Raw genomic sequence first — 22339 nt, 5'->3', positions numbered from 1 at the left:
GTTGCTGTGCTCGAAAAACGAAAGCTTAGTGGTAGCAAGCTTTTTGTGAAGAAGTTTGGCGGCACTTCGGTGGGTTCGATTGAACGCATCGAAGTAGTTGCTGAGCAGATTGCAAAGTCCGCTCACAGTGGTGAGCTGCAAGTATTGGTCCTTTCTGCTATGGCAGGTGAGACAAATAGGCTATTTGCGCTTGCGGCGCAAATCGATCCCCGCGCAAGTGCGCGGGAACTCGATATGCTTGTCTCTACGGGTGAGCAAATCAGTATTGCGTTAATGGCGATGGCGTTGCAACGCCGTGGTATCAAAGCAAGATCCCTGACTGGCGATCAAGTGCAAATCCATACAAATAGCCAATTTGGTCGGGCGAGTATTGAAAGTGTTGATACGGAGTACTTAACCTCCTTGCTGGAACAAGGCATCGTGCCTATTGTGGCTGGATTTCAAGGGATCGATCCTAATGGCGATGTCACCACTTTAGGTCGTGGTGGCTCGGATACGACGGCTGTGGCGCTAGCGGCGGCGCTAAGAGCCGATGAGTGTCAAATATTTACCGATGTACCAGGCGTTTTTACGACAGACCCTAATATCGACAGCAGTGCTAGACGTCTCGATGTGATTGGTTTTGATGTCATGCTCGAAATGGCTAAGCTCGGTGCTAAGGTGCTTCATCCTGACTCGGTCGAATATGCACAACGGTTTAAAGTACCGCTGCGGGTGTTGTCGAGTTTTGAAGCTGGTCAGGGCACATTAATTCAATTTGGTGATGAGTCTGAGCTTGCGATGCCCGCATCCGTACAAGGAATAGCGATCAATAAGGCCTTAGCAACCTTGAGCATTGAAGGGTTATTTACCAGCAGTGAGCGTTATCAAGCCTTATTAGCCTGTTTGGCTCGGCTTGAGATAGACGTTGAGTTTATTACTCCTTTGAAATTGAATGAAACGTCACCAGCGGAGTCTGTCAGCTTTATGTTGGCCGAGACGAAAGTGGATGTTTTATTGCATGAGCTTGAAGTTTTAAGCGAAAGTCTTGATCTAGGCCAATTGAATGTTGAGCGTCAACGTGCAAAAGTGTCCTTAGTTGGCAAAGGTTTACAGGCAAAAGTTGGATTATTGACTAAGATGTTAGATGTATTGGGTAACGAAACAATCCATGCTAAGTTACTTTCGACATCGGAGAGTAAATTGTCAACTGTGATCGATGAAAGGGACTTACACAAGGCAGTTCGAGCGTTGCATCACGCATTCGAGCTAAATAAGGTGTAATTAAATAACTGTTTGAGTATTGAATACTATTAATTTGTACTCAGCTGACCCTATAATAAGCCCATCTACCGGATGAGTGCCGTGTGTAAGCTGAATTAAGACATAAAGGAGCTATCGAATGCTGATTTTGACTCGTCGTGTTGGCGAAACACTGATGATTGGTGATGAAGTCACAGTTACAGTGCTAGGGGTAAAAGGCAATCAAGTGCGTATCGGTGTGAATGCACCGAAAGAGGTTTCTGTTCACCGTGAAGAAATCTATCAACGCATTCAATCTGAAAAATCAGGTACGCCTTCAGAAGGCGGTAACTTTTAATACGAAGCTTATGCGAGTATTAGTCAGATAAAAAAGTCAGTTTTTAAACTGACTTTTTTATTTTTGAAACCGAAAGATTGGCGTAAATCAACACATTGGCTTGATATAACCGCAATGTGATTAAAAACAGTTCAAATGGAATCGGTTTCAGAAAAAGGGTTTGACTTATTTTCGTCAAACAGTAATATGTGCGCCAAGAAAACGGAGAGGTGGCCGAGTGGCCGAAGGCGCTCCCCTGCTAAGGGAGTATGGGCTTTATCTCCCATCGAGGGTTCGAATCCCTCCTTCTCCGCCATTTCTTACAAATAAAAAACTGCGCGTGTAGCTCAGCTGGATAGAGTACCTGGCTACGAACCAGGCGGTCGGAGGTTCGAATCCTTCCACGCGCACCATTTTTTATTGAAGCAAGATAGATACAAGTCGCGCATGTAGCTCAGCTGGATAGAGTACCTGGCTACGAACCAGGCGGTCGGAGGTTCGACTCCTTCCATGCGCACCATTTCTGCATCAGTTATGTTTAACTCATCAGGTTTGAATTTCAGACGAAATTTTGTAATTAGTGCTTCAAGTAAGTGTTTTAAGCGCGTGTAGCTCAGCTGGATAGAGTACCTGGCTACGAACCAGGCGGTCGGAGGTTCGAATCCTTCCACGCGCACCATATTTAATCTTAATGCGAATGTGTTGAGATAACAGTTAAAACTGCGCATGTAGCTCAGCTGGATAGAGTACCTGGCTACGAACCAGGCGGTCGGAGGTTCGACTCCTTCCATGCGCACCAATTAGCTGACAGAGCAATTGCTTTGTTAGCAAAACGCAAAAATGCGCGTGTAGCTCAGCTGGATAGAGTACCTGGCTACGAACCAGGCGGTCGGAGGTTCGAATCCTTCCACGCGCACCATTTTAGTAAGCAATAGCTTACAAATGCAGATTTTGCGGAGAGGTGGCCGAGTGGCCGAAGGCGCTCCCCTGCTAAGGGAGTATGGGCTTTATCTCCCATCGAGGGTTCGAATCCCTCCTTCTCCGCCATTCTATTCCTAGTGAATAGATTTAATTTGCGAGACTTAAGTGCTTCTTCTAGACTCAAGTCTGTCGGTAAGGTGGCAACTTACCCAGTATTCAAGCGCGTGTAGCTCAGCTGGATAGAGTACCTGGCTACGAACCAGGCGGTCGGAGGTTCGAATCCTTCCACGCGCACCATCTACTTAGTTAGATTTAGATAAGCCTTGCAAGCAATTGCAGGGCTTTTTTTATGGGATTTTTCTGGATTATATTGCTTCAATCCTTATCTCTTGTTGAGCTTTACGCATTGATAGCCCGTCTTTTACGCCACGTTATGCTTGTTGAAATGCCAACGCCTTAAGCGATGATGTTTATCGCTCTGGCTTGCTATTTTACGTGTGATAAAGAGATAGCAATGGGCTAGCAATATCTGCCGTAAAAGAGAGAAGGGGAGATAAGCATGGAACAAGGGATCGATGAGCTTCTTTGGGTCTTAGGGGGGCGAGTTCTGAGAGAGGTTTGAAGAGTGTTAACGCGATTTAGGATGGAACAGGGGAAATAAAAAGGGCTGTAAAATACAGCCCTTTTTAGCGTAGATGTCGTGATTAGGCTTCTAGCTTAGCAAACTCGGCTTTTTGCTCTTTTAGTTTGTCCATATCACGGCTGAGATCGGCCATCTTAGCGCGCTCTTTATCAATGACGGCTGGCGGTGCTTTTGCCACGAAGCCTTCATTGGATAATTTACCTTCGATACGGGCAATCTCTTGAGTCAGCTTTTCAAGCTGCTTGTCGATACGAGCCATTTCGGCCGCTACATCCACCAGACCTGCCATCGGAATTAATAATTCCATTTCGCCAATCAGACCTGTGGTCGACATTGGCGCCGTTTCACCTTCACCAAGAATTGTCATACTTTCTAAGCGCGCAAGCGTTGTGAAGAAGGCTTGGTTAGCTTCAACACGGGCTTTGTCTTGGGCACTCACGCCACGCAGTAGGGCATTTAATGGCTTAGAAGGCGCTATATTGAGCTCTGCACGGATATTACGAACCGCAACAATGACTTGCTTAACCCACTCGAGATCGGCCATCGCGGTCGCATCTACTTTGGCAGCATCATAGCTTGGGAATGGTGCCAGCATGATGGTGTCGCCTTGGGCGCCTGTCAGTGGTTTAACGCGTTGCCAGATGGTTTCAGTGATGTACGGCATCATTGGGTGCATCAGACGTTGCATCGCTTCTAACACATTGACCAGTGTATGGCGGGTGCCACGCATTTGCGCTTCATTGCCGTTTTGCAGCACTGGCTTAGTTAACTCTAAGTACCAATCGCAGAACTGGTTCCAAGTGAACTCATACAGCGTGTTAGCCGCAAGGTCGAAGCGGTAGTTTGCCATGTGGTCGTCGTAGGTTTTTACGGTTTGGTTGAATAAACCGATGATCCAGCGATCCGCCAGTGACAGTTCCATCTCACCGCCTTGGTAATCCGGTGAGTTCGGGCCGCAATCTTGGCCTTCGGTATTCATGAGCACGTAACGTGACGCGTTCCAAAGCTTGTTACAGAAGCTGCGGTAACCGTCTAAACGCTTCATATCCCAGTTGATATCACGGCCAGTTGAGGCCATTGCCGCTAGGGTAAAGCGCAGGGCATCGGTACCGTGGGCTTCAATACCATTTTCGAATTCTTTGCGGGTGCTCTTTTCGATCTTGGCGGCTAGTTGAGGTTGCATCATGTTGCCGGTGCGTTTTTCAACGAGGGCTTCTAGATCGATACCGTCAATCATATCCAATGGGTCAAGTACGTTGCCCTTAGATTTTGACATCTTGTTACCCGCTTCATCGCGGATAAGGCCAGTCACATAAACGGTTTTAAATGGTACCTGTGGCTTACCGTCTTCATCTTTGATGAAGTGCATGGTCATCATGATCATACGGGCAACCCAGAAGAAGATGATGTCAAAACCCGTGACCAACACGTCGGTCGGGTGGAAGGTTTTTAAATCTTCAACATTGTCAGGCCAGCCTAAAGTCGAGAATGTCCACAGGGCAGAGCTGAACCAAGTATCCAGTACGTCTTCATCTTGGCGCAGGGCGATAGCATCATCGATATTGTGCTTAGCACGCACTTCAGCTTCGGTGCGGCCCACATAAACCTTACCGTTCGCATCGTACCAAGCGGGGATGCGGTGACCCCACCATAATTGGCGAGAGATACACCAATCTTGAATGTCGCGCATCCAAGAGAAGTACATGTTTTCGTACTGCTGCGGCACAAACTTAATATCGCCATTTTCAACGGCTTCGATGGCAGTTTTCGCCATAGGCGCAACGGCAACGTACCATTGGTCGGTCAGCATCGGCTCAATAACTACGCCTGAGCGGTCACCGTAGGGCACTTTTAGGCTGTGTGGCGCGATTTTTTCGAGCAGACCTAAGGTTTCAAACTCTGCCACGATTGCATCACGGGCTTTGAAACGATCTAAACCTGCGAAACGCTCAGGTAGGCTGCCATCTAAGGTGGTGTTGATGGTGCCATCGGTATTGACGACTTCGGCTGATGCGCGAATGGCCGCATCTAAGGTCAACACGTTGAACATGGGCAGCTTATGGCGCTTACCAACTTCATAGTCATTAAAGTCGTGGGCAGGGGTGATTTTCACGCAACCTGTACCAAAAGCCATGTCCACATAGTCATCGGCAACGATTGGGATGCGACGATTAACGATAGGCAGCAGAATAAATTTGCCGATCAGTGCTTGATAACGCTCATCGTCTGGATGAACTGCAACCGCGCTATCGCCTAACATAGTTTCTGGACGCGTGGTGGCGACTTCGAGGTAATCTTTACCGTCAGCAGTCAGTTCGCCATCGGCTAATGGATAACGCAGATGCCACATGTGGCCTTGCTTTTCTTTGTTTTCCACTTCGAGATCTGAAATCGCGGTGTGCAGCTTAGGATCCCAGTTCACTAAGCGTTTACCACGGTAAATCAAATCGTCTTCATAGAGACGGACAAACACTTCTTGAACCGCTTTAGACAAGCCTTCGTCCATAGTGAAACGCTCACGGTCCCAATCCACAGAGGCGCCCATACGACGTAGCTGCTTAGTGATTGTGCCACCCGATTGCGCTTTCCATTCCCATACTTTTTCCATAAAGGCATCGCGGCCAAGGTCATGGCGGCTCTTGCCTTCTTCGGCTTCAAGCTTACGCTCAACCAGCATTTGAGTCGCAATACCCGCATGGTCAGTACCGACTTGCCATAGGGTGTTTTTGCCCTTCATACGTTGGTAGCGGATCAGAGTATCCATGATGGTATCTTGGAAAGCGTGGCCCATGTGCAGGCTACCCGTCACGTTGGGTGGCGGGATCATGATGCAATAGTTGCCCTGTGAGGCATCGCCGTGGGGCTTAAAGTAACCTTGCTCTTCCCAGTTTTGGTAAAGAGTCTGCTCAATGGACTGAGGATCGTATGTTTTTTCCATGGGAACGTATCTGTCTCAAGCTAAATTAAGTGGATGTGTTGCTAAATTTTGGGTTGTTAATTCAATCCCTAAGCCACGATATTGGCGGTAGCGTTCACGTGCTATCGCTTTATGTTGGTCGTCATTAGCCACAAAATCGAAGATTTGACCAAAGTTTACCGCAAACGGAGGCACTTGGTCTGCAAGATTAATCAGAAGTTGGCGACTTTTGTTTGGCCCGAGTCTGTCAAAACCGATTTCAACGGGTGAGCCTGTGGTGGGGCCTTCACCTTTGAGGTTATGGGGGACAAATGCACTGGGTTCAAACTGCCATAGTAACTCGTCGATTTCGAAGGCGATGTTCTTGTCCTGACAGTGAATATAGACCTGCTGCTGGTTTATAAATCCCTGTTGGGCTAGGCGGCAAGCCAATTGATACATGTCATTATGGGCCGTGTTCACGTCCATCGGCGGCAGTAAATAAAACAGCGCTTGAGTCATGATTTCAATGCCTTGCTTTAAGTTATAGACGAACGGGTAAGTCTACACTAAAACTCAAGCAGGGTTAACGCTTAGCACTGTGGTTTTTCGCGGGAGATTGAACGGCGGGGACAGGGGGTGGCTTAAACCGTTACTGTGGCAAATGTGCACAGCTTAAGTACTCGCTTAAGGCTAAGAGTAATGGTTGAACGACTATGGGGGCTGGGGATATAAAAGCAAAGCGCACCCGAAGGTGCGCTGGTTGAAAGACTGGTCAAACAAACTATTCCTCCTAGGTTATTGAGCATTGTTATTAAAGGATTTATTGACGCTTTGTGAATAAACAACACATATCGCATTAGATTTTGTTTATTCAGCAGGTTAACTCACTTTCAACTTACAATTTCAACTTACATTTTCACTTACGATTACACTATAGAATATAAATAAAGGAATCTGGCTGATATTAGTACTCAAAAAGGTACTGGGGATTTTGCTGTTAAGCAGCTCGCCTTGTTCCGTGTTATCTAAATTCTTTTTTACTCACTATTTGTAATATGTCCACTTGCTCATATTACCGATAACGCTATTAACCTCCTCATATTGTTTGACTGTTAAGAAGCTAATTCACCTAAAATGGTCTTTCATGGTACCTATGTGGTTCTATGGCTAACGTCCTCCTCTTGATTGTTACATTTGGGCTTGAAGAGTTTGTAAGACTAAAATTGGCAATATGATGTAGTAGGTTACTCCTTATGATCGACTCGTGTGTTAACACCCATTTAGTGCGTTTTTCGTTAGTTGTTGGTCATCGGTCTCTATTTTTTAGTAACCTCGCATCTCATTTGATCATCAGAGGGAAAACGCATAAATACTACAGCTTAGCGTTACCGAATTTATGTGGCCGTCTTAAGATGACTGCCTTAATGTAACTGACTTAATGTAACTGCCTGTGTCACTATTTTTGAGTATGAGTTTTGTGTGGCGGCGTACTCCTTCTTATGGTGATATTTAACGCTTTTAAGTTGAAATTCACATCACTTCGATTCTGCTGTCACTTAGTAAAGTGTAGTAGTTATTTAAAGGTTCACACTCTTTTTACTGACCATTAGAATGGTCTATCAAACTTTTGCTAAAAAATGTGACCTATTTAAACCTTATCTACTTTATGCTCTCGAAGTGATGTGGTCTCGCACTAACATCCAGTAACTTAAGCTGCATCTTCCTCCTCGTAATCATCCTCGACATTAACAGCGTCTTCGGGATGAGTAATGGATGCGAAACGTTGTGCTTCAGGTTTATGGGTTAATCGATTGAGTTGTTTCTCTAATTTTTGACCCATGGCCGTAATGGCTGCATAAAGATTGTCGTGTTTTGCTTGAGCAAAAAGTTCTCCATTTGGGATGCCAACCGATGCTTCAATTTTGAAACCAGGTTTCTCCTCTGTGATGATGACATGGGGATTAATCAACTGCACATCGTGCCTAGAAAGTTTGTCAAAACGGCTTTCAATGCGTTCACGGATTGGGGCAGTGACTTCTAGTTGTTTGCTCGTAATCTTTAGCATATGTTGCACCTTCTATTTGTTTCCTTCGATTTCAGATTACCAATCTACACCCTTAAAAACGAGATCTAAATCACATTTTTTACCCTGTTCAGTTCTGTTCGTTGGTTATTTGATCGCTTAGACAAATCTCGAGGATTCTTGGTCGAAAAGGCTTGAATTGGTTATCGGAACAGGCCATATTTGATGGGATAACTACGCAGTCTTTCCCATCATTTACCTATCTTTACTTTAAGTTTTTCATTAGATCCCGATAAAATACCTTCACTTATTTCATTGCTCAGTCGAGTGGCAGGTATTATGGAAACCGAACATATCAAAGTTAAAGTCTGGGATTTACCCACACGCTTTTTTCACTGGGGCATGGTGGCCCTCATGGCCTTACTCTGGTGGAGCGCCGAAGTGGGAGAAATGCAATGGCACCAGATCTTTGCCTATAGTTTGTTGATTTTGATTGGCTTTCGGCTTTTATGGGGCTTGATTGGCAGTGATACTGCGAGGTTTAGTCACTTCGTGCATCATCCCAAGGTGGTGTTTGAGTATTTGAAAGACGTTCGCGCAAAGGGCGTGTCAGTGGTTTTAGGGCATAATCCGATGGGCGGTTATATGGTGATTGTGTTGATTGCCATTATTAGCTTACAGCTAATCACTGGACTCTTTGCTACCGATGATGTGTTTACCGAAGGTCCGCTGTACAGTTATGTAAGCTCTGATACTGCTTCGTTTCTCACTTGGTTACATAAGATGAATTTTAACCTGATCTTAGCCTTAACTGCCGTGCATGTGTTGGCAGTTATTGTGCACGCGCTTAAAGGTGACAAGTTAGTCGGTGCGATGGTTAGCGGTTACAAGCGTGTATCTAAGCTTGAGTACGCAAAGTTAGAGTCTCAGTTGGTTTTTAAATCACTGTGGCTGGCATTAATTCTGCTGTTAATCATCGCAGGGGTTGTATTTACTTATTTGATGTGGCCTGTAGTGCAAGTGCTTTAGCTGATGCTTAGGAGTAAAAAGCCTGCATATTGCAGGCTTTTTACAAGAGATTACGAGAACATTAATCTTTTTTGTAAACGTCATGGCAGCCTTTACAGCTCTTGCCAGTATCCATAAAGGCTTGCTTGATTTCAGCTTGGTCACCTTTCTGAGCAACAGTCGCTAAAATTGCAGCATTTTCTTGGAAGGTTTTCATCTTAGCGTCAAAGTCAGCCTTGTCTTGCCATACTTTGGCTAGGGCTTCGGTATCGCCTTTATCTGAACCTTCAATAAAGCCTTCGAAAGGGATGTGTGAAAGCGCAGCGACATTTTTTGCGCGCATCGCAAAGGTTTCAGCATCGAAAGGCTTTTTACCTTTCATCATGGCGCCCATATCACCAAAGTTATAAGCAATTAAGCTGAATCCAGATTGGCGATATTGAATCGCATCTTTTGCATCTTCAAAATTGTGTGCTTGAGCAGTTGAAGCCAATAAGGTACCGGCAACGAGAGTTAGGAGTATTTTTTTCATCGTATTCTCACAAATTAGCGTCGAAGTGTGACATTGCTCTGCTATTGTACACAAATTAACTCAATGTACTAGAAGCAAATTTGTCAGTTTTTGTCTAGATAAGAGGGATAAACGTAACAAGTTATTTGCCGGCAGAGTAAATCTGCTAAACTGCCGTTGTAATGCTTAAACAATACTTATGGGGCGATTATGCGAGCCAATTGGGACTTAGTATTAGAAAAAATTTTGAGCCATGGGAATTATGAAGAGCTGTCGGTATTGTTTCATTTATTGCTGACCGAGGAAGAGCGCAGCGCTATTGCCGGTCGGCTAAAAGTCTTCCAGCTATTGCTAAATGGAGAAATGAGCCAGAGACAAATTGCTGCCGAGTATCAGGTGAGTATTGCGACTATTACCCGTTGTTCTAACTATTTAAAGAATATGGCACCCAGCCATAGGGATAAAATCCAACAGCTTATCAGTTAATTATTTGGGCTCCATTGGACTAGATATTTGATTAAAACTGGGGAGTTGTCGGTATTTTATGTCGGCGGTGGATGGAGCGTCTAACGAGAATATAAAAACTATAACTGAGTAACATAATGGCCAGCAAAGGATAAAGATTTTTAGGGAAAAATTTAAAAATAGCTAAGGCAGAAAAGAGATAAATAAAAGGCAATAAATCGTAAATTGTCTTAGGTATATATCCAGATTTTCGGCGTTTTACAGGATCGGTGCGGCGATTTTGAGAACGTAAATTGTAAATTCTGGCGCCCAAAACAAACACAACAAGAGCAGCAATCAGCGCATAATCAGGTTCTAGCAGCATAAAGCTTAAACAGCCTAGTACCATATAGCCAAAGGGTAAAACTTCATATACTGGTTTTGCTAACATATGCACTCCGTTGCGTGATGTTTATATCGATTTGAAAATATTGTTTTTCTTAGCTGAAAATGCTGTTTGATTTTAAACTTCCCTATTTACCTGCTGATTATAATCATTTGGCGATAAAAAAAGCACCTCCTTATTTAAGGAAGTGCTTTTTTATCAGCTCCACTGGGAGGGCTATTAGGCTTGTGAACCTACATTAGCCGCGGCAGCCGCAGCCACCGTTGCCATCACATCCCGCTTTAGGTGTGTCACAAGCTTCGTGATCATGGTCATGGTGGTGATGCCCATGGTCATCAGAACCCCCGCAGCAGCCACCAACATCATGACCTGAGCCACCACAGCATCCGCCGCCATGGTCATGTTCATGGCTGTGTCCATGACTGCCACATCCGCCGTGGGCATGGATATGACCATGGGCAACTTCTTCCGCTGTTGCTGCGCGAACATCGATAATTTCAATGTTGAAGCTCAATGCTTGGCCCGCTAAAGGATGGTTGCCATCAACGATAACGACATCGTCTTTGACTTCGACAACTTGCACTGGGCGTTGACCCATTTCTGTTTCGGCAATAAAGCGCATGCCAGGAACGATATCTTCGATATCACCGAACGCTTCTAATGGCACGGCTTGACGCAGACCATCATGGTAAGGACCGTAAGCTTCTTCAGCACTGATTGTCACATCCAGTGTTTCGCCCTTGGTTTTACCTTCTAATGCAGCCTCTAAACCTGGGATGAGGTTTTCTGCACCGTGCAGATATAACATTGGTTCGGCATCAAAAGAGTCTTCTAAAAGTCTGCCTTCTTGATCTGATAAACGGTAATGAATGGTTACCGCGCTGTGTTGGGTGATCTTCATATCGCCTCCGGTTCGGAATGTGCGCGCATAATAACGTGCTTTTGGGGCGCTGGCGATAATTTGAAGTGGCTTATGTTAGATATCGCACAGCTTTTTGTTGGCGTGATGAACAGTCATTTGGTGAAGAATTTACGCCAAATTGTTGATGGTTATCGCTTGCGGTTTGTTGGTCTCGAAAGTGGGTTTACATCGCTTAATCTAAAGGCGTTACGATATGGTTGATATAATTTATTGAATTTTAATGTTTAAAAACAGATGTATTTGTGCGGCATTACGTTTACGTTAACAGTTTTCTATTGATGAAATCGCATTTTTACCCTAGGAAAACTTGATAATATTGAATGTTAAGGTGTCAATTTATGGCTGTGAAAGATTTGTTTATAAATAATCCAGTTTGGGGGTTGACAAGATTAGGTGAAAAAGGCAATTCTGTTTTACATCACATTGACATGGATTAGCCCAAACGTATGCATAGCCTAGGTTTTGTAGTAATTACCATTATTACAACCACCACTACAACCAGAGTGGGGGCGGGCTGATACACCCTAAAGAATTTAACGACGAGCCCGCTTCCCACAAAGAAGCGGGCTTTTTTGTTTCTAGCTTATGTTTCTTAGTCGGGCGCGGTACAGGAGATCAAGATGAAAGTTATGAAATTTGGTGGTACCTCGCTTGCAAATTGGCAGCGATTTTCAATGGCGGCGGATATCGTTGCCAAAGCGGCGAAAGCAGAACCAGTTGCTACAGTGCTCTCTGCGCCCGCGACAGTGACAAACGCCTTGCTAGAAATGGTCGATGTGGCGGTGAAAGGGGAAGATTATTCGCCAGTCATTCAACATGTTGAACGGGTGTTTACCTCGCTCTATCAAGATGCGGTCAGTTCTGGACTCTCAAGCAGTCAAAGCGAAGTGTTGTTCGCCGGACTAAGCGCGCAGCTTGCGCGTTGGCAGGACAGATTACGCGGTATTACGCTGCTGCAGGAATGCCCTGATGGTATTCGCGCCGAGATTGTGGTTGCGGGCGAGCGTTTGTCTGCTGCGTTGATGGAGCAAGTCATGCTGGCCAAAGGCATCACTTCGGCGCAGCTGGACCCACGTGAGCTGTTTTTAGGCCGTGGTCGTCCGCTCGAGTCCGTGGTGGATATTGCCGTCAGTAAACCGCGATTCAAAAATCTTGCCCTCGATGAGAAGCGCGTTTGGGTAATGCCTGGCTTTACCGCCGCCGATGAAGACGGCAAGGTTGTGACCTTAGGCCGTAACGGCTCAGATTACTCCGCTGCCGTGCTGGCCGCTTGTTTAGATGCTTCAAGTTGTGAGATTTGGACCGACGTTGACGGCGTATACAACACAGATCCTCGGGTTGTCACCGATGCTAAGTTGTTGTCACAGCTAAGTTATCAAGAGGCGATGGAGCTGTCTTACTTTGGCGCTAAGGTGCTGCATCCTAAAACCATTGCGCCTATCGCTCAGTTTCATATTCCCTGTTATATCAAGAACAGTTTTAACCCCGATGCGCCCGGCACTCTGGTATCGAATCAGGCCGATGAAAGCGGTTTGCAGGTGAAGGCCATTTCTAATCTGGATAATCAAACCATGTTTGATGTATCAGGCCCCGGCATGAAGGGCATGGTCGGCATGGCGAGCCGCACACTGGCGGCGATTTCCCGTAGTGGTGTTTCCGTGTCACTCATCACCCAGAGTTCTTGCGAATACAGCATCAGCTTTTGTGTGGCGACCAGTGAGTCCGCCAAGGTGAAGTCGGCGCTAGAGCAGGAATTTGAGTTAGAAATCAAAAGTGACTTACTCGAGCCAATCGAAATGCGCCATGACTTGGCAATTGTCTCCTTGATCGGTGATGGAATGCGTACCCATAAAGGTGTGGCAGCACGGTTCTTCCAAGCGTTAGCGCAGGCGAGTGTGAATATCATCGCGATTGCCCAAGGCTCCTCCGAGCGTTCTATTTCAACGGTGATCGAACAGCGTAAGACCAAACATGCGGTCGCCGCCTGTCATCAAGGCTTTTTCGATGTGCAGCAGTATTTGGATGTGTTTTTAGTGGGTTGTGGCAATGTTGGCGCAGGCTTACTCGAGCAAATCAAACATCAGGCGAGTGTGTTAAAAGAGCAGCACATTAGCATACGTGTCTGCGGCATAGTCAATTCAAGCAAGATGTTACTCGATAGTGCGGGTATCGATTTAAACAATTGGCAAAACCTGCTTGCCGACAGTCAGCAGCCAAGCGATCTTCCGGCGCTTCTGGCTTGGGTGAAAGAGCAACAATTATTAAACCCTGTGCTGGTGGATTGTACTTCAAGCGATCAAGTATCGAACCAGTATTTAGAGGTGATGAACGCGGGCATGCACGTAGTGACGCCGAATAAAAAGGCCAACACTCGCGATTACGCCTATTACCAAGCTTTGCGTCAAACAGCATTAAAGCAACGTCGTCAGTTCCTGTATGAGACCAACGTTGGCGCCGGATTACCCGTTATCGATAACTTGAAAAAACTGTTATTTGCTGGCGATAAGTTGCACAAGTTTAACGGTATTTTGTCAGGCTCCTTATCCTTTATCTTCGGTAAACTCGATGAGGGTATGACACTGTCAGAAGCGACTAAACTGGCGCGGGAAAAATGCTTTACCGAGCCCGATCCCCGTGATGATTTAAGTGGTATGGATGTGGCGCGTAAAGTGCTGATCTTAGCCCGTGAAGTGGGTTTGAAACTTGAGCTAAGTGATATCGTTGTCGACTCAGTCTTGCCTGACGATTTTGATGATTCAGGCGATGTGGAAAGTTTTATGGCGCGTTTACCCGAGGCTGATGCCGCTATTGCGGCGCGAGTGGCAGAGGCGAAAGCGCAGGGTAAAGTGCTGCGTTATGTGGGGCAGATTGAAGAAGGTGCGTGCTATGTGCGTATCACCGAAGTCGATGCCACCGATCCGCTCTATAGCGTAAAAGGCGGTGAAAATGCCCTGGCATTCTACAGCCGTTATTATCAGCCGATTCCCTTTGTGCTACGTGGTTATGGTGCGGGTACAGAGGTCACTGCGGCTGGCGCCTTTGCCGATGTATTAAGAACCTTAAATTGGACTCGTGAGGTGAGTGTATGAGTTTGACCGTTTACGCTCCCGCCTCTATGGGTAATGTGGGTGTGGGCTTTGACTTATTGGGCGCAGCACTAGCGCCCATCGATGGCAGTTTACTGGGCGATAGGGTCACGATTGCAGCGGCGGATGCGGGAGTGAGCCTTACTCAAGTGGGTGCTTGGGCGCATAAATTACCCAACAATCCGGAGGATAATATCGTTCATCAATGTGCGGTGTTTTTCTTAAAAGCCCTTGGAAAAGAAAACCAAGGCGTGGCATTAACCCTAGAGAAAAACTTGCCCGTCGGCAGTGGCTTAGGCTCGAGCGCCAGTTCTGTGGTTGCTGCTCTTTACGCGTTAAATGAGCATTTCGAACGACCGTACGATAAACAAGCGCTACTCGAACTCATGGGCGAGTTTGAGGGCAAGATCAGCGGAAGCGTGCATTATGACAATGTCGCGCCCTGTTATTTGGGCGGCATGCAGCTGATGCTCAATGTGCCCGGTGCTATCTGTGAGCCGATTCCCAGTTTTAAACAATGGTATTGGGTGGTGGCGTATCCTGGGATTTCACTCTCAACGGCCATGATGCGTAAACTCATGCCAGAACAATACGATAAGTCCGTGGCAATCGATTTTGGGCGTTATTTGAGTGCCTTTGTGCACGCCTCTTATCAGCAAAACGCCAAGCTTGCGATTCAAGTCTTGAAGGATGTGTTGGCCGAACCTTACCGCGCGGCGGCGATACCGGGTTATGACAACGCCAGAGCGGCGCTCGCCGAATTAGGCATGTTAACCACTGGCATCTCGGGCAGTGGGCCAACCCTGTTTTCTGTGACTGACGATCTCGCGATCGCTAACGCCGCTAAGGCGTGGTTAGAGGCTCATTATCTGACCGAAGCGGGGGGCTTTGCCCATGTGTGCCGCCTCGATGAGCAAGGCACGCGCCGAGTCGATTAATTTTTCTTACTTTTAAAAGCATTAAGCCCAAGCCTTAAAGGTTTGGCAGATAAGGTCGAGTGAGCATGAAACTATATAATTTAAAACACCCTTCGCAGAAAGTGAGCTTTAAAGAAGCGGTGCAATTAGGACTTGGTAAAGACAGAGGGCTGTTTTTTCCTACTCAAATCCCAGTGTTGCACGACATCGAGGCGCTGCTGGCGATGCCTTTTGTCGAGCGCAGTAAAAAAGTGCTCGGCGCTTGGCTTGCCTCAGAGCTTGGACAAGACGCGGTAGATAAACTGGTCGAGCGTGCCTTTAATTTCGATTTGCCCTTGGTCGCGGTCGATGAGCAGCGCTCGTGCCTCGAGCTTTTCCATGGGCCGACCTTAGCATTTAAGGATTTTGGCGCGCGCTTTATGGCGCAATGCATCAATGTTTTTGCTCAAGACTCGCGCTTAACCATTTTAACGGCAACATCAGGGGATACAGGGGCGGCTGTGGCCGATGCCTTTTACGGCCTAGATAAAGTCAATGTTGTGGTGCTTTATCCTAAGGGCAAGATCAGTGAGCTACAGGAAAAGATGTTCACCACCTTAGGCAAGAACATCCACACAGTCGCGGTTGAGTCAGATTTCGATGCTTGCCAGCACTTAGTCAAACAGGCATTTGAAGATAGCGATGTGCGAGATGGTTTGCATTTAAACTCGGCTAACTCTATCAACATCAGTCGCTTACTGGCACAGATTTGTTATTACTTCGAAGCGGTTGCTCAGTCAAAACAGCGTCATAAGGCCGATCCTGTGATTGCCGTGCCCAGTGGTAATTTTGGTAATCTCACCGCGGGTTTGTTTGCTAAAGCCATGGGGTTACCCGTTAAACGTTTTATTGCCGCCACTAATGCGAATGACACTGTGCCACGCTATTTAGAGAGTGGCGATTGGCAGCCTAATCCCACTCAAGCCACTATGTCCAATGCGATGGATGTGAGTGAGCCAAGCAACTGGCCGCGTGTTGAAGCTATTTGCGAGAAACTCGGTTGGCCATTGGCAGACTTAGTGGGGATTCGCCTGTCAGAGGTGCAAACCTCGGAGGCGTTGGCAGATCTTTATGCTAAAGGTTATGTATCTGAGCCCCATGCAGCGATTGCGGCTAAAGCGTTAACGCTTAACTTAGTGCCTGATGAAGTGGGGATATTTTTAGGTACGGCCCATCCCGCTAAGTTTAAGGATGTGGTCGACAGGGAGCTTGCCCTTAACTTACCCCTTCCGCCTGAATTAAAAGCGGTAGAGCACAAAACAATATTATCGGCTGAATTACCAGCTGATTTTGCCCAGCTAAAAAACCATTTATTTGCGGTATTAAAATAGGGCATGTTGACGTTTCGAGATTAAATTTTGTTCGTTCTGGCAAGCTCATGCTCACGAAGCGAGGAATGAAGTGTAGTTATTCTACTCAAATGACGAGTGACAAAGAGCAAGTGCTTGCCAGACGAACCCTTTGGGCAGCACTTGGCTGAAGTTTCTGCTGCGTTATCGTCCGTTTATGTAGAATGCTACACAGCACTGACTTTGCCTTGCATAAACATCAGCCAAATTGCTGCAAAAATAACCCTGAAACGTCAACACGCCCTAATCTTTTAAACGACGATAAACAGGAACTTGATGAAATACAAAGGGAGTCGTTTGACTCCTTTTGTATAGATGTTTTTATTATTGTTCACGCTAGTTCGACCAATGGACTGTACAGAGCAACTTGATGGCATCAAGTTGGGATGCCGACTAAGCTTAGATCGAGTCATAAATAAGCCGTAGTAGCTTACATAGCATTAAGCCGTAAAAACTGAGCATTAAGCCGTAAAATCATCGAAGAATAACTCGCGACGGGGCAACGATAATGCCAAAGTGCATTTTTCAGTTTAGCCATATCTTGCTGTTATATATTTTTATTTTCCCCGCTTGGAGTGTTCCATCCGAAGCGAATGCTTCCGCTTGTTCGAATCCCATTAAAGTCGGTTATAACGATTGGCCTCCCTATGCCTGGCAAGATATGCAGGGGGAGGCTCAAGGACTGGATGTTGAATTACTGCGCGCGTTTGCTGAGTTTTTGGGATGTGAGATTAACTTTATCAATGTCCCTGCGAAGCGTTCACATCAAATGCTGAAAAGTGGCTCACTAGATATAATGATGGGTGCTACAAAAACCGTCGAGCGTGAAGAATATTCATTTTTTTCAGATCCCTACCGTGATGAAGAAGTGCGCTTATTCGTATTAGATGAAAACAAAGACAATGTTAAGTTAGAACGATGGCAGGATATTTTTACTCAAAAGTTGCGGCTATTAGTGCCAATCAGTGGTTGGTATGGTGCCGATTATGAGAACACTCGAGAACGTTTAGCACTGGAAAACTTATTGATACTGAGTCCTGATGTCGACAAATCAGTGCAAATGCTCACTTATGACAGAGCGGATCTGATGATTGGGGATGCTATAGCGATGCCCTATATTGCAAGTCAACACCAAGGGATCAGGTTATCAGCACTTAAACCGATATTGGACCATAATCCGATACACTTAATGCTAAGTAAGCAGAGTATGTCTCCCCTACAGTTAGCGCAATTTAATCGTGCCATTAAGGCGTTAACTATCAATGGTGAAATTGCGCGAATTGTCTATAAATGGCAGCAAATTTCGCTGGCACAGCAATCGAAAATCAGCAATCAACATGGTCCATTTTATCGCTTGTATGCTGGGTTATTAACGTTTGATATAGCAAGATAAGCGCTATTCTAATGAGTATGCAAAATGGTAAGTCTATGACACATTTGCTAAAACATCTCTTATTTTAAGTTACTGCTCTCTCTATCAATTTCTGCTAGCTTGTTGGGTTACTGGGTTAGACTTTGGGTCATTATTGGTGAATTTTGCCCACTTGAAAGTCCATTGCTAACAATAACAATAGGATAGAGATTACACATGAAACTTCGTCACTCCGTTGCCTGCTGCATGCTCGCCCTTGGCACTTTGTCTGCAGCGCAGGTATTTGCAGCACAATCGACTAGCAATCAAGGTTATTACCGCGCGCCAGCGTTGCATGACCAGACCTTAGTGTTTACCGCTGAAGGGGATCTGTGGACGCAAACCCTAGGCCAAAAGGCGGCGACGCGCTTGACTACCTTGCCAGCTGAAGAACTGGGCGCGGCAATGTCTGCCGATGGTAAATGGGTGGCCTATGTGGCCAATTACGAAGGTGCGAGTGAGGTCTATGTTATTCCTGTGACGGGCGGTGTTGCAAAACGAGTGAGTTTTGAAAATAGCCGAGTGCGCGTGCAAGGGTGGACCAGTAAAGGAGAGGTGCTTTATTCCACCGACACTGGCTTTGGCCCCGCGAATAATTGGATGCTGCGACTGGTGAACCCTGAAACCTTGGCGACGACCGACTTACCACTTGCCGATGCGGTGGAAGGGGTGATCGATGCCAATAATCAGTATGTCTATTTTACCCGTTTCGGCCTGCAGGTGACGGGCGATAATGCAAAAGTATATCGCGGCGGCGCTAAGGGCGAATTATGGCGCTTTAAACTGGGTGGTAAAGACGAGGCACAATTACTTAGCAAGCAGCACCAAGGCTCGGTCCGCCAACCTATGCTATGGCAAGACAGACTCTATTTTATTAGCGATAGCGATGGTAATGACAATCTCTGGTCAATGGCGCTTGATGGCAGTGATGCTAAACAGTTGACTCAGTATAAAGATTGGCAAATGCGCGCTGCCCGTATGGATCAAGGCAAAGTGGTGTTCCAGTTGGGCGCAGATATTCATGTTTTTGATATCGCCTCCGCTAAAGACTCATTATTAGATATTGAATTAACCTCCGATTTTGCCCAACGTCGCGAACATTGGGTAAAAGATCCGATGGATTATGCGACCTCCGCTAATCTTGCCCTTGCTGGCGATAAAGTGGTGATTACCGCCCGCAGTCATGTGGCGATTGCTGGGACTGATGGCTCGCGGTTAGTGCAAGTCGCGCTTCTTGGCACTTATCGGGTACGCAATGCCATTCTGAGTCAGGACGGCAAGTCGGTTTACGCCATCAGCGATATGAGCGGCCAACAGGAAATTTGGCAATTTCCTGCCGATGGCAGCAGTGGTGCTAAACAGCTTACTAAAGATGGTCATACTTTTAGAATGTCGCTGAGTCAGTCAAACGATGGTCGTTATCTTGCCCATGACGATAACGACGGTAATGTGTGGCTATTGGATTTAAAGAAAAATACAAACCAAAAAATCATCAGCAACGGTGAGGGACTCGGTCCCTACGCTGATATTCGCTGGTCTAGTGATAGTCGTTTTATTGCGCTAACCAAAGCTGAAATCGGCAAGCAAAGACCACAAATCGTACTCTATTCGGTGGATGAGAATAAGGCCCAAGCACTCACCAGTGACAAGTATGAATCCTATTCACCGACTTTTAGTAGTGATGGCCAGTGGTTATATTTCCTCTCCAATCGCCAGTTTACCGCAACGCCAAGTTCACCGTGGGGCGACCGCAATATGGGGCCAGTGTTTGATAAACGCAGCCAGATTTTTGCGATTGCCTTAGTGAAGAATGCCAAGTTCCCCTTCAGTAAACCAACGGAATTAGTGGCAAAGGCGGCAGAAAAAGCTGACTCAAAAGATAAACCGACGCCTGTAAAAATTGATTGGGCGGGAATTAGCGAGCGTTTATGGCAAGTACCTGTTGATTCGGGTAATTACAGCCAGCTATCCGCCATTGATGGTCGTTTGTATGTACTCGACCAAGCGATTGGTGACGAAAGCCAACCTAATCTCATGACAGTTAAGTTCACTGAACAGCGCCCTAAAGTCGAAGTGTTTGCTGAAGATGTGGCGAACTACAGTGTCTCTGCCGATGGTCAAAAGTTGTTACTGCGTAAACAAAGTGATGAAAAGTCGCTGATGATTGTTGATGTGGGCGATAAACTCGGCGATACCGACAATGCCAAGGTACAGACTGACCAATGGCAATTAGCGATTTCGCCAAGCTTAGAATGGCAACAAATGTTTGAAGATGCGTGGTTAATGCATAGAGATTCCTTCTTCGATAAAAAAATGCGCGGTCTCGATTGGCAGGCAACCAAGGCTAAGTACCAACCATTACTCGCACGTTTAACGGATCGTAATGAGCTAAACGATATCTTTATGCAGATGATGGGCGAGTTAGATTCGTTGCACTCGCAGGTGCGTGGTGGTGATTTTCCGAAGGACCCTGACGCGGCGAAGGGCGCGAGTTTAGGCGCTCGATTACAGCAAACTAGCGACGGGGTGAAAATTGCTCACATTTATCGAAATGATCCTGAACTGCCGAGCCAAGCATCACCTTTGAGCCGTATCGAAGTCGATGCCAAAGAGGGCGATGTGCTACTCGCCATCAATGGCACGCCGGTGGGGAATGTGGCTGATGTGACCCGCTTATTGCGTAATCAACAGGATAAGCAAGTGTTACTGGAGCTTAAACGTGGTAGCCAAAGCCATAAAACCGTAGTGATGCCTGTGAGCACTCTGGTCGATGGCCAATTACGTTATTTAGATTGGGTCAACCATAATGCGGAGGTCGTGACCAAGGCGAGCCAGGGCAAGATGGGTTATCTGCACTTATATGCCATGGGCGGCGGCGATATTGAGAGCTTCGCCCGTGAGTTTTACACCAATTATGATAAAGACGGTCTGATTATCGACGTTCGCCGTAACCGTGGTGGCAATATTGATAGTTGGATTATCGAAAAACTGTTACGCCGCGCTTGGGCATTTTGGCAGCCAACCCATGGCACGCCTAATACCAATATGCAGCAAACTTTCCGTGGGCATTTAGTGGTGTTAACCGACGAGCTGACTTACTCAGATGGTGAAACCTTCTCGGCGGGGATCAAGGCGCTGGGAATTGCTCCGCTCATCGGTAAGCAAACGGCGGGTGCTGGCGTGTGGTTATCGGGTCGTAACTCACTCACAGATAAAGGGATGGCGCGGGTCGCCGAATATCCGCAGTATGCGATGGATGGTCGCTGGGTACTCGAAGGTCATGGTGTAACACCGGATATCGAGGTGGATAACTTACCCTTTGCGACCTTTAACGGCCACGATGCACAGCTCGAAACCGCCATTAGCTATCTTAAGGATGAATTGATTAAGCAGCCTATTCCAGCATTGAAGGCGCAACCTATGCCAGCGAAAGGTATGGCGGAAGATATAAAGGCTAAGTAGTTGGCTTAACGTAAATTTTTAACCGAAATTTAAGCTAATTCAGCTAAGCTGAGTCTGTTCAATGTTAGGGCGTGGTCTTGTAGTTCCCAAGACCACGCCCATTTTTTTGCCTATAGATTTGGTGCTGGTTAACGGTTCATCGTTATTTTTGCGGCAAGGTAATTGGTCTATGGCAAGTCTATCTGCATGAACTTGCCTATAACCATCAAAACTTTATTTGAATATCCGTTGCTAAGCTATTAGCGATAAAGCAGTTTGCATGGGCTTTTTCGTGAATTTTCTCAAGTGTTTCCTGAGTGACTTCCACACCTTCAGCAAAAACGACCTTAGGATTTAAGATCATTTTAGTGACGGCAAGTTTACCAGCTTCATTTTTTCCTAGTTCCGCAGATGCTTCATCGACATAGGACACGACGGGGAGGCGTTTGAGGTGCGCAATAGCGAGGAAGGTCAGCATATGGCAGGAAGACAGCGCCGCGAGTAGGCTTTCCTCTGGATTGACAAAATGTGCATTGCCCTTGTATTCAGGGGCTGAGGATGCCTGAATCGTTTGACCGCTGCCAAAGGTAATACTGTGATCACGGCAAAATTCGCCTTCTTCTGCTGGCGAGGTTTGCCAATTCACTGTTAAGTTAAAGCCCATGTTTTTCTCCTTATTGCAGGACATCTGGGCACTATAGCTTAGCTAAAAAGACTTCTCCAGCATGGGGCGCACAGTTTAGTGCGCCATCTGTGAAACG

General features: G+C 46.4%; 16 protein-coding genes and 8 tRNA genes. 17 read left to right on the top strand and 7 right to left on the bottom strand.

The genetic code is table 11. The features are described from left to right. The first annotated feature begins 6 nt into the window (after positions 1-6). From IEY09_RS05595 to IEY09_RS05550, 10 genes are all read left to right on the top strand, one after another. A complete protein-coding gene (locus IEY09_RS05595) occupies positions 7-1263 on the top strand; it encodes an aspartate kinase (RefSeq protein ID WP_037426201.1) in 1257 nt (418 codons plus the stop codon). 118 nt (positions 1264-1381) lie between these two features. Continuing rightward, the gene (gene csrA, locus IEY09_RS05590; protein WP_006082602.1) at positions 1382-1579 is read left to right on the top strand and encodes a carbon storage regulator CsrA; all 198 of its coding nucleotides are present in this window, start codon (positions 1382-1384) and stop codon (positions 1577-1579) included. Between the two features lie 203 nt (positions 1580-1782). Further along, a tRNA-Ser gene (locus tag IEY09_RS05585) sits at positions 1783-1874 on the top strand. A 20-nt stretch (positions 1875-1894) separates the two neighbouring features. Then, a tRNA-Arg gene (locus tag IEY09_RS05580) sits at positions 1895-1971 on the top strand. A gap of 30 nt (positions 1972-2001) precedes the next feature. Further along, positions 2002-2078, top strand: a tRNA-Arg gene (locus IEY09_RS05575). An 82-nt stretch (positions 2079-2160) separates the two neighbouring features. Continuing rightward, positions 2161-2237, top strand: a tRNA-Arg gene (locus IEY09_RS05570). Between the two features lie 43 nt (positions 2238-2280). Beyond that, a tRNA-Arg gene (locus IEY09_RS05565) sits at positions 2281-2357 on the top strand. Positions 2358-2400: 43 nt separating this feature from the next. Next, a tRNA-Arg gene (locus tag IEY09_RS05560) sits at positions 2401-2477 on the top strand. A gap of 36 nt (positions 2478-2513) precedes the next feature. Then, positions 2514-2605, top strand: a tRNA-Ser gene (locus IEY09_RS05555). Between the two features lie 94 nt (positions 2606-2699). After that, positions 2700-2776 (top strand) — tRNA-Arg (locus tag IEY09_RS05550). 407 nt (positions 2777-3183) lie between these two features. On the opposite strand, the gene IEY09_RS05545 is transcribed toward IEY09_RS05550, so the two are convergent. From IEY09_RS05545 to hpf, 3 genes are all read right to left on the bottom strand, one after another. Next, positions 3184-6060, bottom strand: a complete 2877-nt coding sequence (locus tag IEY09_RS05545; protein WP_069453317.1) for a valine--tRNA ligase — start codon at positions 6058-6060, stop codon at positions 3184-3186. Between the two features lie 15 nt (positions 6061-6075). Beyond that, positions 6076-6540: a DNA polymerase III subunit chi gene (locus IEY09_RS05540; RefSeq protein ID WP_188870205.1), complete on the bottom strand. Its 465-nt coding sequence runs from the start codon at positions 6538-6540 to the stop codon at positions 6076-6078. Between the two features lie 1189 nt (positions 6541-7729). After that, entirely contained in the window at positions 7730-8086 is a 357-nt protein-coding gene (hpf, locus tag IEY09_RS05535) for a ribosome hibernation-promoting factor, HPF/YfiA family (protein ID WP_011716231.1), read from the bottom strand. Between the two features lie 297 nt (positions 8087-8383). Here hpf and IEY09_RS05530 point away from each other — a divergent pair, with 297 nt between their 5' ends. Next, positions 8384-9073, top strand: coding sequence for a cytochrome b/b6 domain-containing protein (locus IEY09_RS05530; RefSeq protein WP_188870203.1), 690 nt, complete (start codon positions 8384-8386; stop codon positions 9071-9073). A 61-nt stretch (positions 9074-9134) separates the two neighbouring features. Here the strand turns inward: IEY09_RS05530 and IEY09_RS05525 are convergent, their stop codons facing one another. Next, entirely contained in the window at positions 9135-9584 is a 450-nt protein-coding gene (locus IEY09_RS05525) for a c-type cytochrome (protein WP_188870201.1), read from the bottom strand. Between the two features lie 189 nt (positions 9585-9773). Between IEY09_RS05525 and trpR the strand changes: the two genes are divergently transcribed. Next, on the top strand, positions 9774-10049 hold the full coding sequence (trpR, locus tag IEY09_RS05520) for a trp operon repressor (protein ID WP_011073277.1): 276 nt from the start codon (positions 9774-9776) through the stop codon (positions 10047-10049). Between the two features lie 31 nt (positions 10050-10080). Here the strand turns inward: trpR and IEY09_RS05515 are convergent, their stop codons facing one another. Together IEY09_RS05515 and slyD are read right to left on the bottom strand one after the other, a co-directional pair. Beyond that, positions 10081-10458 (bottom strand): hypothetical protein, encoded by a 378-nt coding sequence (locus IEY09_RS05515; RefSeq protein WP_188870199.1) that lies wholly within the window; start codon positions 10456-10458, stop codon positions 10081-10083. Positions 10459-10651: 193 nt separating this feature from the next. Further along, positions 10652-11314, bottom strand: a complete 663-nt coding sequence (slyD, locus tag IEY09_RS05510) for a peptidylprolyl isomerase (protein WP_188870197.1) — start codon at positions 11312-11314, stop codon at positions 10652-10654. Between the two features lie 641 nt (positions 11315-11955). On the opposite strand from slyD, the gene thrA reads away from it, so the two are divergent. The 5 genes from thrA to IEY09_RS05485 all read left to right on the top strand — a co-directional run bounded on the left by thrA (position 11956) and on the right by IEY09_RS05485 (position 21599). Then, complete coding sequence (thrA, locus tag IEY09_RS05505; RefSeq protein ID WP_144344778.1) at positions 11956-14424, top strand: bifunctional aspartate kinase/homoserine dehydrogenase I; 2469 nt, start codon at positions 11956-11958, stop codon at positions 14422-14424. After that, a complete protein-coding gene (gene thrB / locus IEY09_RS05500; protein ID WP_188870195.1) occupies positions 14421-15359 on the top strand; it encodes a homoserine kinase in 939 nt (312 codons plus the stop codon). Before thrA ends, thrB begins: the two co-directional genes overlap by 4 nt. A gap of 65 nt (positions 15360-15424) precedes the next feature. Continuing rightward, positions 15425-16708: a threonine synthase gene (gene thrC, locus IEY09_RS05495; RefSeq protein WP_188870193.1), complete on the top strand. Its 1284-nt coding sequence runs from the start codon at positions 15425-15427 to the stop codon at positions 16706-16708. A 526-nt stretch (positions 16709-17234) separates the two neighbouring features. After that, positions 17235-18119 carry a substrate-binding periplasmic protein gene (locus tag IEY09_RS05490; protein ID WP_055647795.1) on the top strand — a complete coding sequence of 295 codons (885 nt, stop codon included), beginning with the start codon at positions 17235-17237 and terminating at the stop codon, positions 18117-18119. Positions 18120-18314: 195 nt separating this feature from the next. Then, positions 18315-21599, top strand: a complete 3285-nt coding sequence (locus tag IEY09_RS05485) for a S41 family peptidase (RefSeq protein ID WP_188870191.1) — start codon at positions 18315-18317, stop codon at positions 21597-21599. A 205-nt stretch (positions 21600-21804) separates the two neighbouring features. Here IEY09_RS05485 and IEY09_RS05480 read toward each other — a convergent pair whose 3' ends face one another. Further along, a complete protein-coding gene (locus tag IEY09_RS05480; protein WP_055647797.1) occupies positions 21805-22242 on the bottom strand; it encodes an OsmC family protein in 438 nt (145 codons plus the stop codon). Between the last annotated feature and the right edge of the window lie 97 nt (positions 22243-22339).

The organism is Shewanella xiamenensis (genome assembly GCF_014647135.1).
Taxonomy (GTDB): Bacteria; Pseudomonadota; Gammaproteobacteria; order Enterobacterales; family Shewanellaceae; genus Shewanella; species Shewanella xiamenensis.
This window is presented reverse-complemented; position numbering and strand designations above follow the sequence as displayed.

Excerpts from the sequence above, each read along its gene's own strand:
- thrA (WP_144344778.1), top strand. The coding sequence starts at position 11,956 with ATGAAAGTTATGAAATTTGGTGGTACCTCGCTTGCAAATTGGCAGCGA.
- IEY09_RS05545 (WP_069453317.1), bottom strand. The coding sequence starts at position 6,060 with ATGGAAAAAACATACGATCCTCAGTCCATTGAGCAGACTCTTTACCAA.
- IEY09_RS05480 (WP_055647797.1), bottom strand. The coding sequence starts at position 22,242 with ATGGGCTTTAACTTAACAGTGAATTGGCAAACCTCGCCAGCAGAAGAA.
- IEY09_RS05515 (WP_188870199.1), bottom strand. The coding sequence starts at position 10,458 with ATGTTAGCAAAACCAGTATATGAAGTTTTACCCTTTGGCTATATGGTA.
- IEY09_RS05490 (WP_055647795.1), top strand. The coding sequence starts at position 17,235 with ATGCCAAAGTGCATTTTTCAGTTTAGCCATATCTTGCTGTTATATATT.
- IEY09_RS05530 (WP_188870203.1), top strand. The coding sequence starts at position 8,384 with ATGGAAACCGAACATATCAAAGTTAAAGTCTGGGATTTACCCACACGC.
- slyD (WP_188870197.1), bottom strand. The coding sequence starts at position 11,314 with ATGAAGATCACCCAACACAGCGCGGTAACCATTCATTACCGTTTATCA.
- hpf (WP_011716231.1), bottom strand. The coding sequence starts at position 8,086 with ATGCTAAAGATTACGAGCAAACAACTAGAAGTCACTGCCCCAATCCGT.
- IEY09_RS05485 (WP_188870191.1), top strand. The coding sequence starts at position 18,315 with ATGAAACTTCGTCACTCCGTTGCCTGCTGCATGCTCGCCCTTGGCACT.
- thrC (WP_188870193.1), top strand. The coding sequence starts at position 15,425 with ATGAAACTATATAATTTAAAACACCCTTCGCAGAAAGTGAGCTTTAAA.
- thrB (WP_188870195.1), top strand. The coding sequence starts at position 14,421 with ATGAGTTTGACCGTTTACGCTCCCGCCTCTATGGGTAATGTGGGTGTG.
- trpR (WP_011073277.1), top strand. The coding sequence starts at position 9,774 with ATGCGAGCCAATTGGGACTTAGTATTAGAAAAAATTTTGAGCCATGGG.
- IEY09_RS05525 (WP_188870201.1), bottom strand. The coding sequence starts at position 9,584 with ATGAAAAAAATACTCCTAACTCTCGTTGCCGGTACCTTATTGGCTTCA.
- csrA (WP_006082602.1), top strand. The coding sequence starts at position 1,382 with ATGCTGATTTTGACTCGTCGTGTTGGCGAAACACTGATGATTGGTGAT.
- IEY09_RS05540 (WP_188870205.1), bottom strand. The coding sequence starts at position 6,540 with ATGACTCAAGCGCTGTTTTATTTACTGCCGCCGATGGACGTGAACACG.